Source organism: Chryseobacterium sp. MHB01 (genome assembly GCF_034651565.1).
Lineage (GTDB): Bacteria > Bacteroidota > Bacteroidia > Flavobacteriales > Weeksellaceae > Chryseobacterium > Chryseobacterium nepalense.
The window spans coordinates 390,417-408,294 of the sequence record NZ_JAYEDA010000003.1; the positions used below are offsets into that span (position 1 = coordinate 390,417).

Annotated in this window: 12 protein-coding genes; 6 read left to right on the forward strand and 6 right to left on the reverse strand. The window is 37.5% G+C overall.

Annotated elements, in window-relative coordinates; all coding sequences use genetic code 11:
• Positions 1–2 precede the first annotated feature (2 nt).
• The 6 genes from U9K52_RS07790 to U9K52_RS07815 all read right to left on the reverse strand — a co-directional run bounded on the left by U9K52_RS07790 (position 3) and on the right by U9K52_RS07815 (position 11,630).
• A complete protein-coding gene (locus tag U9K52_RS07790; protein ID WP_322925861.1) occupies positions 3–1,889 on the reverse strand; it encodes a rhamnogalacturonan lyase in 1,887 nt (628 codons plus the stop codon).
• Positions 1,890–2,208: 319 nt separating this feature from the next.
• Entirely contained in the window at positions 2,209–3,012 is an 804-nt protein-coding gene (locus U9K52_RS07795) for a DUF4350 domain-containing protein (protein ID WP_322925862.1), read from the reverse strand.
• 154 nt (positions 3,013–3,166) lie between these two features.
• Positions 3,167–5,941 (reverse strand): glycosyl hydrolase, encoded by a 2,775-nt coding sequence (locus tag U9K52_RS07800; RefSeq protein ID WP_322925863.1) that lies wholly within the window; start codon positions 5,939–5,941, stop codon positions 3,167–3,169.
• A 132-nt stretch (positions 5,942–6,073) separates the two neighbouring features.
• Entirely contained in the window at positions 6,074–7,396 is a 1,323-nt protein-coding gene (locus tag U9K52_RS07805) for a rhamnogalacturonan acetylesterase (RefSeq protein WP_322925864.1), read from the reverse strand.
• Between the two features lie 2 nt (positions 7,397–7,398).
• Positions 7,399–10,254: a glycoside hydrolase family 2 protein gene (locus tag U9K52_RS07810; RefSeq protein WP_322925865.1), complete on the reverse strand. Its 2,856-nt coding sequence runs from the start codon at positions 10,252–10,254 to the stop codon at positions 7,399–7,401.
• Positions 10,254–11,630: a glycoside hydrolase family 28 protein gene (locus tag U9K52_RS07815; RefSeq protein ID WP_322925866.1), complete on the reverse strand. Its 1,377-nt coding sequence runs from the start codon at positions 11,628–11,630 to the stop codon at positions 10,254–10,256. The genes U9K52_RS07810 and U9K52_RS07815 overlap by 1 nt, the downstream gene beginning before the upstream one ends.
• 241 nt (positions 11,631–11,871) lie before the next feature.
• On the opposite strand from U9K52_RS07815, the gene U9K52_RS07820 reads away from it, so the two are divergent.
• The 6 genes from U9K52_RS07820 (at position 11,872) to U9K52_RS07845 (ending at position 17,878) form a co-directional block, all read left to right on the forward strand.
• Positions 11,872–12,696, forward strand: coding sequence for a class I SAM-dependent methyltransferase (locus tag U9K52_RS07820; RefSeq protein WP_248392764.1), 825 nt, complete (start codon positions 11,872–11,874; stop codon positions 12,694–12,696).
• Between the two features lie 300 nt (positions 12,697–12,996).
• Positions 12,997–14,094 carry a glycosyltransferase family 1 protein gene (locus U9K52_RS07825; RefSeq protein WP_248392763.1) on the forward strand — a complete coding sequence of 366 codons (1,098 nt, stop codon included), beginning with the start codon at positions 12,997–12,999 and terminating at the stop codon, positions 14,092–14,094.
• A complete protein-coding gene (gene glf, locus U9K52_RS07830; protein ID WP_248392762.1) occupies positions 14,087–15,187 on the forward strand; it encodes a UDP-galactopyranose mutase in 1,101 nt (366 codons plus the stop codon). The genes U9K52_RS07825 and glf overlap by 8 nt, the downstream gene beginning before the upstream one ends.
• Positions 15,174–16,370: a hypothetical protein gene (locus tag U9K52_RS07835; protein WP_322925867.1), complete on the forward strand. Its 1,197-nt coding sequence runs from the start codon at positions 15,174–15,176 to the stop codon at positions 16,368–16,370. The genes glf and U9K52_RS07835 overlap by 14 nt, the downstream gene beginning before the upstream one ends.
• Positions 16,371–16,760: 390 nt before the next feature.
• The gene (locus tag U9K52_RS07840) at positions 16,761–17,351 is read left to right on the forward strand and encodes a TetR/AcrR family transcriptional regulator (protein WP_322925868.1); all 591 of its coding nucleotides are present in this window, start codon (positions 16,761–16,763) and stop codon (positions 17,349–17,351) included.
• 68 nt (positions 17,352–17,419) lie between these two features.
• A complete protein-coding gene (locus U9K52_RS07845; RefSeq protein WP_322925869.1) occupies positions 17,420–17,878 on the forward strand; it encodes a hypothetical protein in 459 nt (152 codons plus the stop codon).

The following is a 17,878-nucleotide window of genomic DNA, read 5'->3' on the forward strand; positions in this document are numbered from 1 at the left end:
ATTTAATTATCAATCTTAGGTTTTACAACATAAACATTAGGTTTTGGAACTTCTTTCACCGATTCATCCAGATAATAATCGGTGTGTGGAGGCTGATTGTACCCCACATTTTGCCAAACGATACTCAATCGGTATTGCGGATTGTGCATTAAAGTGTACAATCTGTGTTTTGTCGGAATGGTCGTGCTGAAAATTCTCAATTCCTGATTATCTGCAGTTCTGTAAATCACTTCTTCTCGCCAGTCTCCGAATAAATCGGCAACCAGAGCCGGATTTTTCTTTGTTCCGTTATTGGATTCACACTGAAAATCTTTAGCATCGAAAATCAAATTGGTTTTCTCGTTTTCCCAGTCCCATTTGGAAACAACGGTTCCGTCTAAAATTTCACTTAAAAAATCATCATCCCAATAAATCCCCATATTCACTGCCGGATTTTTATCACTGATTTTCTTTCCCTTTGCACTATAAACGCCTTTCAGTCCTGCACCGGCCGCCCAACATTCGGAACCTTCATAACGAGGGTCGATATTTAAAGATAAACCTCTTCCCGGACCCTGGAATTTACTCGCCTGACTGTACACGGTTGACGGCAATTTCCAAAGCACTTTTCCTGTTTTTCCATCCCTGAAGTGCACTCCCGCATCATCAAAACGTTCCTGAATATCAAAAATTTCCAAGCCCGGATTAGATGGGTCTAAATCTCCAACGTGCAAAGCATCGCCGTGACCGTAACCTGTGCTGTTCAACACTTTTCCGTCATCATCGACCGTCATTGCCCCGAAAACGATTTCGTCTTTTTCGTCATTATCGACATCGGCAATTGTTAAGTTATGATTTCCCTGTCCTCGGTATTGTTTGTTTTCTTCTGAACTTTCGGTATCGAAAAGCCACCGAAGACTCAGTTTTTTGTCTTTAAAATCCCAGGCTGCAATCGCTGTTCTGGTGTAATAGCCTCGTGACATAATCACACTCGGAGTCTTCCCATCGAGATAAGCAACAGCTCCCAAAAACCGATCGATACGGTTTCCTTTGGCATCGCCCCAGGTTTCGGTCATTTGTTCGGCAGTTGGATTTAAACTTCCTGCAAATCTTGGAACCTGATAATTGACGGTATGAATTTCTTCTCCTGTTTGCCCATCGAAAACCGTCAGAAATTCGGGTCCGGAAAGAATCATTCCGTTTTCGTTGACGTAATTTTTGGTTGGGTCGCCAATGAATTTTCCTTTTCCGTCTTTGCTTCCGTCGGCAGTTTTCATTACGATTTCCGCTTTTCCGTCCTGATCTAAATCATAAACTAAAAACTGCGTGTAATGCGCTCCTTCCCTGATATTTTTGCCTAAATTAATCTCCCACAAAAAATGACCGTTCAGTTTATAAGCCTGAATAATCGGCGGATCAGTTTCTCCTTTCTGGCTGTTATCGTGCGATCTTCCGGTTTGATGAAGGATGATTTCATATTCGCCATCGCCATCCAAATCGGCCACTGAAGCATCATTCGGCATGTAACCTTGAGGCGTTTTCAGCGGAATTGAAAAATACGGTTTTTTATTGGCAGTATATTTTGCAAAATCCTGGTCAACTTCCTGATGTTGCGTATTTGATTTTACGAAGTAGGTATAGTTTTTTCTTTTGTCAGCGGTTTTATCTAAAAAATTGGTTTCGCTGAGCAAAGGTTTATCATTCAGTTTTTTGGTCTGATTTTTTTCTGTGCGATACAAATCGAAATGCGTGTTCTGAGCTTCCTTTCCCAATAATCGCCAACTTATAAAAATTCCTGATTCCGCTGGAATGGCAACGATTCCTCTTTTCAGGTATTCCATTTGTCTTTGCGCGAAAAAAACTTGCGAAAGAAAAATGGCGGATGTAAAGAATATGCATTTGATTTTCATAAATCTTGTTTTAATAAGTTAGCAGAATGCTTTATAATATTTGCTCGATGTCATTCTAAACATAGACTGAAAGTCTACGAACGAAGTTCAAAAATGCAGTGAAGAATCTCAATTTATCTGGTAAGATTCTTCCTTCGTCAGAATGACAAACGTTCTATCAATAACATTTAAACGCTGAATTGCACGCAGCACGACTTGAGCGGAAATCGTCATTGCGAGGAACGAAGCAATCCGCTGAAATTGCAAACTGCTTGAGCAGATTGCTTCGTCGTTCCCTCGTAATGACATCACTCGAATTTAATCGATTGCACAACTTTGGTTATTTTTTTGAAATCTGCTTCAATAACCACTTTACCCATTCTTTGGTCCCTTCATAATTCGAAAAATCTTCAGTTAGTTTTTTTCCGTCAATGTATTCGTTATAACACCAAGGATCACCTAAAGCGAAGACAGTTCCTTTTCCCACTTTCGCAATGGCACCAATCACTTGGTTCTCAGCGTACAAAAATGGCTTTGCAGGTGCTTTTACTGAAATAGTGCTGACTTCTTTCATATATAATTTAAGTTCCGAAAAGACTTCATTTCCCGGTTTTACGTAGACTGCACCTTTCTCAAATTCTCTGCCTTTCAGCCTGTTAATACTGTCATCATTAAAATGAATCCCGAATTTCTCTGCAAGTTTGTTGAAATGTTCAAACTCAGAGTTTCCATTGTCGTTGCTTAGCAGAACGAGAACACCTCCGTTTTTCACCCATTTTTCCAGGTTTTTTATCGTTTTAGCATCCATTAGGTTGGCTTTTCCGCCGTACGCTTCCTTGTCGATATCGGGGTCAACAATGATGTAAATATTAGCATTTTTTAAATCATTTTTTGAAGGAGCTGTTGTTAATGTGCTGATTTCTGCGCCTTGCTTTTGGAAAAGTTCGCCCAACATAGAAAAGCCCCCATTGGTTGTATCATTCCACGTATAATGCCACGATTCCAAAACTTTGGTTTCTTTATTTTCTCTTTTTTCGTTGTTGAAAAAGTTGTCCAGAACAACTTTTGGTTTGTTTTGAGCATTAGAAAATCCGAATGTGAGGAGCGTTCCTAATGCTAATGTTTTTACTATGATTTGTCTCATAATTTTATTTTAATATTTAATTTAACCTGTTTCTCTATAATTTTTTAACGCAAAGTCCGCAAAGTTTTTTTTAACTACTAACTGTTTTTAAGTTCGCAAGGGCGTAAACTCAGCTAAGAACACAAAGATTGTTAATTGCAGGCTGTCATTAAAATTATTTTGAGAAATATACAGGAATTAATTGAATTTCGCCATCTAAACCTGAAGGTTGTACTTTCCAATTCGAAGCGTCGAACGGTTTGTAATCGATGTTTACGAAATTGATTTCGTGGTAATTTCGCCACGGGATTTTATTCTGATCCATATAGCGGATTCGGTTCGCCATAAGGTTTGAAACTTCAATCTGAATGGTATTTTTCCCTTTTTTTAAATATTTTCCAACATTGATTTCAAACGGATTGCTCCAGACAATTCCAGCTTCCTGTCCGTTGACAAGCACTTTTACGCTTTCGTAGAGTTTATCAAATTTCAATTGATAATCGTCTGCTTCTTTCTTTTTTAAATTTAAAGTTGTCGTGTAAATTCCTGTTCCTGAAAAACTTTGCGTTGAAGCATCTTCCGTGAAATTCGTCCAAGGCTGGAGTTTCGTTAAAATTCTTGATTTCGGAAGTTCGGGTCCACCTTCTTTGAACGTCAGTTGCCAAGGTTGGTTTAAAACAATCGGAGCATCAGTTTTTTCAATATATTTCCATTTTGCAATTGAGTTATCTGGCGTTTCTGATGCTTTTATAATTAAAGATTCTCCAGATTTCAACTGAACTTTGACTGAATTATTCCGGGTTTTAGCAATTCCGAAATCGCCATTTTCCGGATTCATCAAAACGACCTGTTTCCCGATATAATTTACGGGAATATTTTGATTGATTTCTTTTGAAGTGTGATTGACGACGTAATAAAATTTCCCGCCATCAAACTGTCTTCTGACAAATCTCAATCCTGTATCGGTTAATTTTTCTCTTTCGATTTTTAAGAATTCTAAAGCTTTTTCAACATCAGAACTCAACACAAGCTTTCCTTTTCCGAATGTTACCGATTTTAAATTTCCGTTTTGCGGGAAAGGAATTTGATTCCATAAAGACTGTAATTCATTTTTTCTTTTCTCAAATTCAAAAAATCCCGGAACATCTTTTGGTTCACTTTGAAAAATCACAGAAGCGCCGTTTTGAGCTAAGTTTAAAATATTTTTTAACGTTGATTCAGAGAAATAATTCAATTGAGGAATAATTAATACCTTGTAAGAACCTCCATTTTTCATCACCTGAATATTCTGATTTTCAAATTTCGCTTCGGAAATCATTTTATCCGAAATCATATCCAGAGAATAACCGGATTTCCCTAATTTCTCAAGGTTTTCATAGAATACAGTCGGATGCAGCCACCTTTCAATATTATGAATTTTGAACGCCATATCTTTTCCTTTCGGACTAGCCCATTGGTCGTAAACCGGCCAGTACATCAGGATTTCATTGTCTGATTTTCCACTTTGTAAAACAGATTGAATTCGCTCGATATAAGAATTTAAGCCTTTAATATTTGGCCACAAACTGTTTTCAGGAACGAAATTCGTCGAAGCATAAAACAACCAGCCCGGAAACTGGACATCAGCCGGCGTATACGTTGTTCCGTGATAAAAAATATGGTTGATTCCTGAAAGGAAAATCTGTTCAGCTTCTGGTTTAACCTGTGACCAAGAGGTTTTGAAATGTTCCGTCAACCAGGTGAAAGATTCGTTGGAAATCAGAGGTTTTCCGGTAATATTGGCTGCTGAAGATGCAAATTTCAACATATTAATATCTGGAACTTCCTTTGTGTTGATGTCTTCCAGATTTCTTCTCAAACCCTGAATATCAAAATTTGTACTTCCGAAAGTTTCAGATTCCGGAATATCAACTGCAGCATATAAATCCAACAAATTTCCCGGCGAACCGTGTGCCTGATTGGTATTTCTAGAGTTTTTTGAATGTGCCCAATTCGTAAAATTTTCAGCGAAATTATGCAGAATCAGCTCACTCATCGTTTCGCGGTAATCGGATTTTATTCTTCCGGCGATTTCGTTTTCTTCATTTCCAACCAAATATTTGATGTAAGGACTTAAATCATACCCTCTTCTTTTCTTAAATTCTTCTTTAAAATCGGGTGTCCAATCTGCGCCGTAAACCTCATAACTGTCATTAAAAAATGAACGAATTCCGTAGTTTGAATTTCCAAAAGCTTTATCAAAAGTTTTCAGATAATCTTTGGTTGCATCAGGCGAAAAATGGTCTAACGTGTAGCCATCACCACCCGGAGCGGCACGTTTTACTTTCTGCAAAGTCTTGCCTGCAAAAACTACGTAGATTGTCCATTTTCCTGCGCTTGGTTTCCAGTTTAAAGTTCCGTCTGCATTGACTTTATCCGTTAAAACAACAGCTTCATTTTTTTCATTGTAAGCAGTAACGATATCGAGTTTTATGGTTTTTAAATTCTTCTGTTTTTCGTCTTTCAGGACAATTTTTTCAGAAAATTTTTCATTTGGTTGAATCTCGTAAGTCTGAACAATCATTTTTGTTGCAGCATCCTGTTCGTTCACTTGCGGCCCGCCAATCGGCCAGCCTGTTCCGACTGCCATATCAACACCCATAGTCAGACTTTTTGCTTTATCCGTGGTGAATTGCAGCATTTTCATCCATTCCGGAGAAAGGTAATTGATGTATTTGTTTTCAAAACCTTTAGCACCATAAATCGGGACGATTTCTACTCCGCCGAAACCCGCATTGGAAAGAGTTGTCAATTGTTTGTCCAGACCTTCTTCGTCAACGGCACTTCCCATCCACCACCAGCGCGTCCACGGCTGAGCGGTGTTGGTCGCTTTTGGCCACGGATTTTGCGCGGAGAGATTTCCGAAGGCAAAACAGAGAACGCTTATTTTTATGATATTATGAATATTCATTTTTTACTTGTTTAATTTAACCACAAAAGTGACAAAAGTTTTTAAACACATTAGTTGTTTAAGTTTGTGATTCCAATGCTTAGAAGAACACATTAGTTTAAAAATCAAAGATTTTTATTAGTGTTTTTCCAATCAATTTCCATCAGGTTTTAAAGATTCCATAAAAACAGATTCCGGCCAGTGGAATTTTTCAACATCATCGGGTTTATTGGGGTTAAAATTTTTATAGTTTTTTGAAATATATTTCTTTAATGGTAAATTTTGGTCAACGATTGACTTTACAACACATTGTGCTAATTCGTAAGCTCCATATGGATTAAAATGGGTACCGTCTGCCAAAGCATTTTGTTGATTAGGATAAGCATTTGCGGGATAATATACGAATGCTTTCTTAGAATTCTCCGGTCCCATCGCTTCAAACAAAGTCTTGCTCATTGCATTTAAATCAATTAAATTCACATTTTCTTCTTTCGCAATTTCCCTCATCGCATCCGGAAAATCGTCTAAAGTATTGATGATTTTATTATTTTCATCAAAAACTCTTCGGTTCATTGAGGTTACTAAAACCGGATCGGCGCCCAATTGTCTGGCTTTTTGAATCCATTCTTCTAATCTTTTTCGGTAACCGGATTTTGTGCTATTCCCTGCTTTTTGGTCATTGTGACCGAATTGGATGAATAAATAATCTCCGGGCTTTAATTGAGTCCAGATTTTATCGATTCGATGGCGGTCTTCAAAGGCTTTTAGAGTTTCTCCACTTTCTGCGTAATTCGCAATGACCACTTCATTCGGAACGAAAAAGTAAGGCAACATTTGTCCCCAGGAAGCCCAGGGTTCGTATTGCGCATCAACAACCGTTGAATCTCCCGTCAAATAAATAGTTTTCGCCGTTTTATTGGGCTGAATAATTACCGAACAAACTTTCGGAGCTTTATCATTAAATTCAATCGTCAACAGATTATCCCAATGCAGGTATTTTCTTTCTCTTGGCTTCAATTTTACAATTCCTATGTTTTCTCCTTTCTGGTTTCGAATAATGCTGTCTTTAACATGAATAGTTATTGTTTTTTCAACGACTTCACCTTGTCTTGTTTTAATATCATTCAACATTAATCTGCGGTTTTCTACACGAACTGTTGTTTCTGAACTTCCTTTTGCATCACCTAAGTTCAGTGTAATATTATAATTTCCTTCCGGAATTGCCACCGAAAAATAGAAAGGTTTGTCGCTCGTGATAAAATCTCCTGTCAAAGCATTTCCACCATTGTCAACAGCTTTCAAACCGGAAATATCCATAAAACCATAGCCACTTTTCTTATCGAATTTGGAAGTTGAAGTGATAGGGATAAAGCCTTTTTTTACTCTGTTTCCGCCAAAATCAAACTTGAATATCGTCTGTTGCGCGAACAAAAACGAACCTACAAAAAACATTAAAAACTGTATTTGACTTTTCATTTTTAATCTGTTAAAATATTTTCTTTTGGCATTGTAAACTGTTTATTTTCATCGCCTAAATCCGGCAAACCAAAATAGAAATATAAGGTTCTTTTAAACGTTCCGTTCAAATGATTGGGTTCGCTTTCTGGTCCTAAAGATTCAGTTTTGTCGTTAATGTTAAACGCCAGAACCGTTCCCAATGGCGGAATTGCATCGAGGAAAGAAATATTTCCGCTTGGTAATTTTGGGTAAGCTTCTGCTCCGTAAATTCCGTAAAAATCAAACAATCTGACGAACATTTTCTCTTCCGTGGTTCCAACCGTAATTTTTCCTTCTGCTGTATCCAATTGCAGCCACGAAACATCATCAAAATAACCTTTAAATTCAGGATAAATCCACGGTGATTGTCCGGTTCTTGTCGAGTTTTTTAAATTTTGCCAAACATTGTATGTCTGTCCCTGGGTTCTGTTTTTCCAAACGTGATATGGTCCTTTCCCGAGCCATTTTGCGTTGATGACATAATTCTCAGGATAATCAAAACTTACGCCTGCAAACTGATAATCCCCCGACAATGAATATTCATAATTCAATTCTAAAATACCGTTTGGATTGAGTGTCCAAATGATTTTATTTCCGTTTTTATAATTGATTTCAATCAGTTGATTGTGTCCTTCTGCAAAAGATTTTATGAATGATAATTCCATCGTTCCGTTCACGAAAACCGGTCCGTTTTTGAAAGTTATTTTCTTTCCTTTTTTGTCGACAATGACGGATTTTAATAATCCATCTTTCTTTCCGATTGCAAATTCTTTTTCGTGTGATTTTAGAATAAATAATGAATCATTTTCGACTAGAGAAACAGGGAATTCTTTGATTAATGATTTGGAAAACTGTTTCGAAATTTCATCATTAGACTTCAATTTCCAAGTCCAGGTGTAAATTTTTTTTCTGAAAGAATCGATTGCGGTTAATAGTAATCCTTCGTTTTCTCTCCAGTTTGGAGGAAGATTGAGATTGATATTTCCTTTTTCTGTCGGTTGAATATCTGGCGATTCTGCTTTTCCTTTCTGAATTACATCAAATCCGGATTCGGAAGAAAATGGTGTTTTGAATTTCACTAATTTCCATTCAAGCTGGCAATCTTTTAAATTCGTAAAATGATAACGGTTTTCTACAGGAATGATTCCGTTAAAATCATTCGGCAAAGTTTTCAAATCAATTTTTACCGGACTGTAAATTTCACGGATAGCGTAAAAACTTCCTTCTTTTTCCCGATGTGGCCCTAAAACTCCGTCAGGAGCGTTGATGGCGTTGACATCAATCTGGTTATTAAAATCTGTCCGTACCAAACCTTCATCCACAAAAGCCCACAGAAAACCGCCCGCACCTTTTTTGGAATTCCAGTGAAGTTCCCAATAATCGGCAAGAGAAGTTCCGCCACCGCCGTCGTCCTGTGCGTGAAGAAACTCGGTCGGCATATAGATATTTTCGCCTTCAAGAATTTTTTTGGTGCTGTAATAATCTTCGTAATGATTGCAGTCGATTCCGTTGAAAGCATTTCCAGGTTTGTGATGTGCGTGAATAACAGGACGGTTTGACAGATCATATTTTGCAAATTCGGCATCCAAATCAAAATTATGTCCGCCTTCATTTCCGTTGCTCCAGAAAATAATCGAAGGATGATTTGCATCTCTCGTCACCATTTCTTTCACGAGTTTTTTCCCGACTTCGGTGCTGTATTTTTTTTGCCAGCCTGCCAATTCATCCAAAACATATAAACCTAGCGAATCACAAATTTTCAGAAACGATTTATTTGGCGGATAATGAGAACATCGAACGGCATTCATATTCATTTCTTTGATGAGCTGAACGTCCATTAAATCAATATTTTCCGTAACAGCCCTACCCGTTTCAGGCCACCAAACGTGACGGTTGATGCCTTTCATTTTGATTTTGGTTCCGTTGATGAAAATTCCGTCGCCTTTACGGATTTCAATGGTTCGGAAACCAAATTTTTCTTCAGTTTGGCTGATTGTTTTTTTGTTTTTGCTTAAAATAAATTTGGCTTTGTATAAATTCGGGGTTTCCGCCGTCCAGAGTTTTGGATTTTTAACAGAAAACTGAATCTGTTTTAAAGTATCTCCTTTTTGAATCTGAACCTGACATTCACCAACCAAATTATTTTTAACATCAAATAATTCAACTTTTACATTGTTAGCAGAATTAATTCCTTTTAAATTAATATTTGAACGAAAACTTCCATCTGCTTTTGCATCAATTGACACTGATAAAATATGTTCTTTTGGAGTCGCTTCCAGATAAACAGGTCGAAAAATTCCGCCTAAAATCCAGTAATCTGCCAATCGTTCTGCGTTGTTGACCGATTTATCTGCTGACATTTTGGAAACTTTAACTTCTAAAACATTCTCTTTTCCGAATTGAATTTTATCGGAAATATCATATTTAAATTCATAAAAAGCGCCCTGATGAATTGCTCCCGCCAACTTTCCATTGATTTTAACTTCGGTATCGGTCATTGAACCTTCAAAAACGATGTTGACGGTTTTTCCTTTCCAGGAATTTGGAAGGGTGAATTTGTGTTTGTACAAACCTGTTTCATCGTGAAACTTAAAATTTCTCCCGTAAGTAACATAATCCCGGCCGTAATTGTAAGAACCAAAACCCTGCTGTTCCCATTGCGAAGGCACCTGAATTTTGTTCCAGCTTCCTGATTTTCGTCCATCATTAATCCAAAAATCCCATTCTTTTGTATGTTCAGCATCTGTCCCGCTCAGGAATTGAATTTCCTTAGATTGCGAATGCAGAAACTGTGAGCAAAAGCATAAAAGAACGAATATTTTGGAATAAAAACTCATTATTTTGCAGCAGTATCGGAGTCGTCTTTTTTATCGTAAGTCTGGCTAAGAGAAGCAACTTTGGTGATGTTAACTTTGGTCTGTTTCAAATTCTTGATAGCCTTTAAATTCTGTTCTTCAGGCTTTAACGCTCTGATTTTCAAATTTTCAAACGTAAAATCTTTCAATTCATACAAATCCGAAGCTTCAACTGAAAATGCAGTTTCGCAATCGATGTCAATATTTTTCAAGACGATATTATTTGCCAATCTCCTTTTCGGCGCTTCTTCTCCTTTCAAATCAAAAAACTGATTCCAGCCTTTTACATATAAGAATGTTTTTACATTTCCTTTGATATTGTCTAAAGTGATGTATTCGTAATGTTGAGGCGTATCGGGACGCATTTTCAAGTGTAATAATCTTGAGGCATCCTTCACCGTAGAATTTCTGAAAATGATATTGTAATTATGAATCGATTCGCTTCCGCAAGTGAGGGCAGAATGACAGAAACCGAACGTATTGTCTTCGATAATAATATTTCTGTTTTCGCCGTTGTTTGGGTCAACATCTGCTTTCGGACCTTTTCCGCCTTTCAAAGCAATCGCATCGTCATTGACTGACATATAGCAATTTTTAACCAGGAAATTTGAACACGCATCGATATCGATTGCATCTGTACTAGGCGCTTTTACCGGAGCTTTAGGCGCAAGAATCGTGAGATTTAATAATTTTACGAATTGAGATTTATAATAATGCGTGCTCCAGAAGGGCGAATTCTTAACGGTAATTCCTTCAATCTGTACGTTTTTGGAGTTTGAAATGTAGATGATCCTAGGTCGCATTTCATCCATATTGGTGCATTTGGGATTCCATTCGCGTCTTTTCCAGAATGATTTCCAAAATCTCAATCCGTTTCCGTCAAGCGTTCCTTTTCCTGAAATCGTGAAACCGTCCAACCCGTCTGCGTTGATCAAGGCGGGAAAATATTTTACGGTCTGCCCTTCCATTCTGGTTGTCATCACCGGAAAATCATTGATATCATCGCTTCCTTTTAGTTTTGCACCATTTTCTAAATATAAATGTGTTCCTTGTTTAAAGAAAACTGAACTGATGAGGAAAGTTCCTTTCGGAATGATGATGACTCCACCTCCGTTTTTCGCAGCCAAATCAATAATTTCCTGAAGTTTTTTGGTCTGAAGAATGGTACTATCGTTCTTCATTCCGTTTTCAGTAATGATGTATTTTTTGCCTAAAGTATTGATGTCGGTTGGTTTGTTTTCTTTGAACCATTTCGGGATAGCAGTTCCATCCGGAAATTTTTCCTGGCTTTTTAATCCGGAAAAGAAAAAGAGAAAAGAAAAAGAAAATAGAAGCTTTGATATGTTTTGAATTGTCATAACCGGTTTTGTATTGCTAATAAACGAAAATAAAAATATAGTTTTTGAGCATCCGGAGCATCCTGTCCTTACCTGTCAGTCAATTTTCACATTTGTAACATTATTATAACCGATGGAAAATTTCTTTATCTTTATCCCATTAAAATTGTTTCATAAATATCATACAGACGCATCCTTGCGTTTCAGCCAGCTTATTCTGAGCCGGCTCATTACTCTTATTATTAATTTTAATGAAACAATTATGAAGTTTATAGATTCATCTATAGATCAATTCTATACACAAAGTCAGGAAGAATTGAGGCTCTCCGTAGGTTTGGGACCTCTCGAATTCGAACGCAATAAAATATTAATCAGCCGTTATCTTATTCCATCAGATAAAATTGCTGATATTGGCGGTGGCCCGGGACATTATGCGCAGTGGCTGGCTGGTCTAGGTCACGATGTTACGCTAATTGATCCGGTTAAAAAGCATATCAATCAGGCTAAAAAGCGTTCTGCAAAAAACTTTTTCAATTGCCTGCAGGGAGAAGCACGCCACCTTCCGCTTGATGATGCAAGCCAGGATCTGATCATTATGCATGGTCCTTTGTATCATTTACAGGAGGAGGAAGACCGAATTGCAGCACTGCGTGAAGCCGGCCGTAAACTTAAAAAAAACGGAATCATATTAGGTTTTGCAATTACGCATTCGGCATCTGCTGTTGCTGCTCTTCACAGCGGACTTATTTATCAGAATGAGATATGTGCCATGTGTGCTGAAGAACTTTCTTCGGGAATCCATGAACCGCCATCCGGATTTCCGTTTATGCTGCCAAAAGGGTTTTACCACCGTCCTTCAGAATTAATTGCAGAGTTCAGCACCGCAGGTTTTGAAACGATTGATCTTTTACCCGTGGAAGGTATGGCCTGGCTCGACGGTAATTTTTTTCAAAATTGGGCAGACCCTTTAAAACGCAGTCAGCTTCTGAGATTAATTCAAATGACTGAAAAAGACCGCGAATTGCTTTGTTTCAGCCCACACATTATGTTAGCGGCAAAGTTAAATGCTGATAGTTGCCTGTTTTAATTATTACAATTATGCAACAGATCATAAAAATGAAGATGGAAACGCAGTATTTTTGAGATGTACTACCTTGTTTTTACACATATCCTACACTCCTTTTTAAAGGGGTGTTTTTTCTTTTTAGAAAACCATTTTTGTACATGATTTTCCGTGATTTAGAATTTGCATAAATAGTTGTTATCAGGAGCAAAATCAATCCAGTTGCCGTATAAAATTATAAAATAAACTTCTTTATTTATGACTGCGGTCATGAATCTCACACTTTTTTAAGAGTAGCTTTATGAATACATAATATAACATCTAATGCAAAATATTCTATGCTTCAGCCACCTCCGGTGGAATTTCGTATTTCAACGACCTCAACATTTACTTACCCGTTTCGCAAAACAATACAATGTTTTCTATTTTGAAGAACCTAAAACAGGCCCCGATTCGTATGAACTGACACAACAAAATGGGGTTTCAGTAGTGGTTATTTATTTAGAAGACCATCATTCTGACTTTAAAAAGCGTATGGCCAGACAAATTGATAATTTCCTTAAAGATCATAATATCCGGGAATACCTGTGCTGGTACTATACCCCGATGGCATTGGAATATACTTCGCATCTTACCCCTAAAATTACGGTCTATGATTCTATGGATGAGCTTTCTGCATTCCGTTTTGCTCCTCCCCGGTTACTGGAATATGAAGAAGAACTTTTTAATAAGGCCGATATTGTTTTTACCGGTGGTTACAGCCTTTATGAAGCCAAAAAAGAAAGACATCATAACATCCATCCTTTTCCGAGCAGTATTGATAAGGAACATTTCCAAAAGGCACGGCTCAATATGACAGATCAGCCCGATCAGCAAGAAATCCCTCATCCAAGGTTTGGTTTTTTCGGGGTTATTGATGAAAGGTTTGATACGGATTTGTTATATCTGGTTTCACAGAAAAAACCCGACTGGCATTTTGTGATGATTGGGCCTGTTGTAAAAATAGATCCGGCAGAACTTCCACAAGCCCCGAATATTCATTATTTAGGACCTAAAAAATATGAAGAACTTCCAAATTATATCAGTCATTGGGATATTGCGCTGGTTTTATTTGCCATTAATGAATCAACAGAATTTATCAGTCCTACCAAAACTCCGGAATATCTTGCTGCCGGTCTCCCTGTAATTTCCAGCCCGATAAAGGATATTGTAAGAACGTATGGTGAAGAAAACCTTGTATATATTACCAAGAATGCGGAATCCTTTATTGCTTCCGGAGAAGAGGAACTTCAAAAAAAATCCCGCACGGAATGGTTATTGAAAGTTGACGAATTCCTTGCTGATGATTCCTGGGACAATACTTTTGAAAAAATGTGCCTGTTAATCGATACGGTTAAAGAAAAAAACGGAATCCATGTATGATTTTCTGATAATCGGCTGCGGGTTTGCGGGAGCAGTACTTGCCGAACGCCTTGCAAAGCAGGGGAAAAAAGTTCTTATTGTAGACAAAAGAGACCATATTGCAGGAAACGCCTATGATCATTATAATGAAGACGGGATTATGATTCATAAATACGGGCCTCATATCTTCCACACAAATTCTGAAGAAGTTTTTAAATATCTTTCACAATTTACCGAATGGAGACCTTATGAACACAGGGTTTTAGCAAGTGTCGACGGGCAGCTTGTTCCTATTCCCATCAATCTTACTACCATTAATACACTTTATGGAAGCAAGCTTTCTTCTTCTGAAGTGAAAGAATTTCTGGCCTCAAAAGCTGAAGCCAGAAAGCAGGTTTTAACTTCGGAAGATGTAGTGATCAATGCCGTGGGAAAAGAGTTATATGAAAAATTTTTTCGTGGATATACCAAAAAACAGTGGAATCTTGATCCTTCAGAACTGGATGCATCGGTTACAGCCAGAGTGCCTACCAGAACCAACAGCGACGACCGCTATTTTACCGACACTTTCCAGGCAATGCCTAAAAACGGTTATACTGAAATGTTCAGAAAGATGCTGTCACATCCCAATATTCACATTATGCTGAATACTAATTACAAGGACATCGTAAATCTGATTCCGCACCAAAAGCTGATCTTTACAGGACCTGTAGACAGTTATTTTGATTTCCGTTTCGGTAAACTGCCTTACCGGTCTATCAATTTCGAGTTTGAAACTCTCGATCAACATCAATATCAGGTTACAGGTACGATTAATTATCCTACATCCAACCTTTACACCAGAATTACTGAATTTAAACACCTTACCGGTCAGAAGCATTCTAAAACAACCATTGTATACGAATATCCAACCGGTGAAGGAGATCCTTATTATCCTATTCCCAGAAAAGAAAATCAGGAAATTTACAATCAGTATAGAAAACTGGCTGATGAAATGCCGGATGTTTACTTTACGGGACGTCTGGGCACTTATAAATATTATAATATGGATCAGGTGGTTGCTCAATCGCTGGCATTGTTTCGAAAAATCATAAAAGAAAATGACAGTCAGTAAGTCAGTTTCAGGAAATCCTTTTCGCTCTTTCATTATGGGAGGGTTTGAATGTGCAGATCATCAGAATGCATTTGGAGAAAGGATTGATCTTATTGTATTAACGGGTCACGACCGGTTGATTAATGAAGACTATAAACGACTCCGTGAAATCGATATTACGACAGTGAGAGAAGGAATCCGCTGGAGCCATGTAGAAAAAAAACCTTTCGTGTATGACTGGACTCAGGTGGAGGACCTAATAATTCATGCACATAAACATGATATTCAGGTAGTTTGGGACATCTGCCATTTTGGTTTTCCGGATGATCTCACGCCTTTACATCCTATGTTTGCGCGTCGTTTTGCCCACCTCTGCAGGGCTTTTGTTAAGAAATACAGGAGCCTTGTTCCGGATGGAGCACTTATCATTACCCCAATTAATGAAGTCAGTTTTTTATCCTGGCTGGGCGGGGAAGTAAAAGGAACCAGTCCGTATTGCATCAACCAGGGATGGGAAGTAAAATACATGCTGATGAAAGCTTATATAGAAGGTATAGAAATGATGAAAGAGGCAGATCCTTCGGTAAGAATTATGGTTACCGAACCGCTTGTCCATATTTCAGCATCAGATCCGTCTGATCCGGATTTATGTTTTGCAGCACAGGAAAAACATCAGGAACAGTTTCAGGTCTTAGATATATTGAGTGGAAAGATGTGCCCTGAACTTCGGGGAAAAGAAGAATATCTTGATATTATTGGCGTCAATTTTTATTTTAATAATCAATGGACGCTCAATGAGCACCAATGCATTCCCTGGGATTGCGATCCACCAAATCCGATGTGGAGAAGCCTGAGTTCCCTTGTGGAAGAAGTATATCTGCAATACAGAAGGCCTGTTGTCATTTCAGAAACCAGCATTCCGGAGCATAAAAGGTATTCCTGGCTGAAAATGATTCATAAAGAATGTATCAAAATTATTAAAAAAGAAATTCCTTTATATGGATGCTGCATTTACCCGATTATTGACCGACCCGATTGGGATTTTCCTGAAATATGGCATCACAGCGGATTATGGGATATTCCGGATCCTTCCAATCTTCACCGGGAAATTCATCAGGAAAGCCTGGTTGCGTTAAATGAATTCAGATTTAATCTTTTGACATTACTTTTACCAGAAGAAATTGTTATTACTGAAGAAAGTTAAATTTACGATTCATCAATAACAGCTATTTATATACATAATTCAAATACGGGCAGCTATGCCATTAGACTACAATTACGGTTCTTTGCAATTTATAATAGTATAACCCGTTGTGCATTTTGAATTATTGTTTTTCGAAAATAAGTGACACGCCTTTGTTTAGCTTTATAATCAGTATTTTTTTATAATTCTTTGTATAATCTTGCGCTTTTTTATCGATAGGAAAGACAAATTTTTGAAATAAATCTTTATTTTTTTAAGATAATAATGGAATTTCATTTAATAAAGAAAAACAAAGATTTAATTGTCATTCACTTGGCGGTATCTGCAAAATGTAAAGGCTAATAATATAATAAATTTGTTACTTTGCAAACATACCAGTTAGTACACTTTATGAAAAAATCACAGGAGACCAGACTGCATATTCTTCAAACCGCTTTTATCCTAATCTATAGCAAAGGCTACCAAACCACAAGCATTGATGAGATTATTGCAAAGACAAAGGTGACGAAAGGCGCTTTCTATTATCACTTTAAGACCAAGGACGAAATGGGGCTGGCTATTCTGAATGAATTATTGCGTCCTAATTTTTCAGCAAACTTTATAGAACCTCTGAAAAGTTCGGAAAATGCACTGGAAAAAATCTACGATCTCGTTTACCATATCCTGATGGAGGATTCTTTTATGACCGTTGAAAGCGGATGTCCCGCCTCAAATTTCACCCAGGAGATGGCACCCTGGAATATTGAATTTACCAAAACTTTGAATGAACTTTCCAAACAATGGGAACAGGCCATCACAGAAGCAGTGGAGCGAAGCAAAAAAAATGGCCTGGTAAAAACTGAAGTTGATCCCCGGGAAATTGCTGTGTTTGTAATGTCTGGATATTGGGGAGTGAGAAATTTAGGCAAACTGGAAAATTCCAAAGAGGTATATCTGGTATTTCTGAACGGACTCAAATCCTATTTTAACAGCTTAAAATAATTTTTCTAAAAAAACATACCAGTTAGTATGTTTTTTATTATATCTTTGTTGCATCTTAAAAATGTGACATGTATCAGACATTGACTTTTTTACATTCTTTGTTTCGCTGGCTGGTTCTTTTAAGCCTTGTATATTCAATTTTCAAAGCCTGTAAAGGGTATTTTTTAAATCTGGAATTCTCAAAAACAGTGGATTCCCTAAGACACTGGACTGCTACAGTTGCTCACGTTCAGCTGATATTAGGAATTATATTATATTCCAAAAGTCCGACAGTCAAATATTTCTGGAAAAATTTCAATGAAGCCAAAGCATCGTTTGAGATCCTTTTTTTCGGACTGATCCATATTGCACTGATGCTTTTCTCAATTGTTCTGATTACCATTGGCTCCGCTCTTGCAAAAAGAAAATCTACCGATCAGGAAAAGTTTGCCATAATGCTTATCTATTTCAGTATCGCATTGATTATTATACTATTGGCTATTCCGTGGCCGTTTTCTCCTCTTGCTCAAAGACCTTATATACGATAA

What these genes read in the sequence shown, in the direction of transcription:
- U9K52_RS07800 (WP_322925863.1), bottom strand. Translation starts at nt 5,941, where the DNA reads ATGAATATTCATAATATCATAAAAATAAGCGTTCTCTGTTTTGCCTTC.
- U9K52_RS07810 (WP_322925865.1), bottom strand. Translation starts at nt 10,254, where the DNA reads ATGAGTTTTTATTCCAAAATATTCGTTCTTTTATGCTTTTGCTCACAG.
- U9K52_RS07845 (WP_322925869.1), top strand. Translation starts at nt 17,420, where the DNA reads ATGTATCAGACATTGACTTTTTTACATTCTTTGTTTCGCTGGCTGGTT.
- U9K52_RS07825 (WP_248392763.1), top strand. Translation starts at nt 12,997, where the DNA reads ATGCAAAATATTCTATGCTTCAGCCACCTCCGGTGGAATTTCGTATTT.
- U9K52_RS07805 (WP_322925864.1), bottom strand. Translation starts at nt 7,396, where the DNA reads ATGAAAAGTCAAATACAGTTTTTAATGTTTTTTGTAGGTTCGTTTTTG.
- U9K52_RS07815 (WP_322925866.1), bottom strand. Translation starts at nt 11,630, where the DNA reads ATGACAATTCAAAACATATCAAAGCTTCTATTTTCTTTTTCTTTTCTC.
- U9K52_RS07790 (WP_322925861.1), bottom strand. Translation starts at nt 1,889, where the DNA reads ATGAAAATCAAATGCATATTCTTTACATCCGCCATTTTTCTTTCGCAA.
- U9K52_RS07835 (WP_322925867.1), top strand. Translation starts at nt 15,174, where the DNA reads ATGACAGTCAGTAAGTCAGTTTCAGGAAATCCTTTTCGCTCTTTCATT.
- glf (WP_248392762.1), top strand. Translation starts at nt 14,087, where the DNA reads ATGTATGATTTTCTGATAATCGGCTGCGGGTTTGCGGGAGCAGTACTT.
- U9K52_RS07840 (WP_322925868.1), top strand. Translation starts at nt 16,761, where the DNA reads ATGAAAAAATCACAGGAGACCAGACTGCATATTCTTCAAACCGCTTTT.
- U9K52_RS07795 (WP_322925862.1), bottom strand. Translation starts at nt 3,012, where the DNA reads ATGAGACAAATCATAGTAAAAACATTAGCATTAGGAACGCTCCTCACA.
- U9K52_RS07820 (WP_248392764.1), top strand. Translation starts at nt 11,872, where the DNA reads ATGAAGTTTATAGATTCATCTATAGATCAATTCTATACACAAAGTCAG.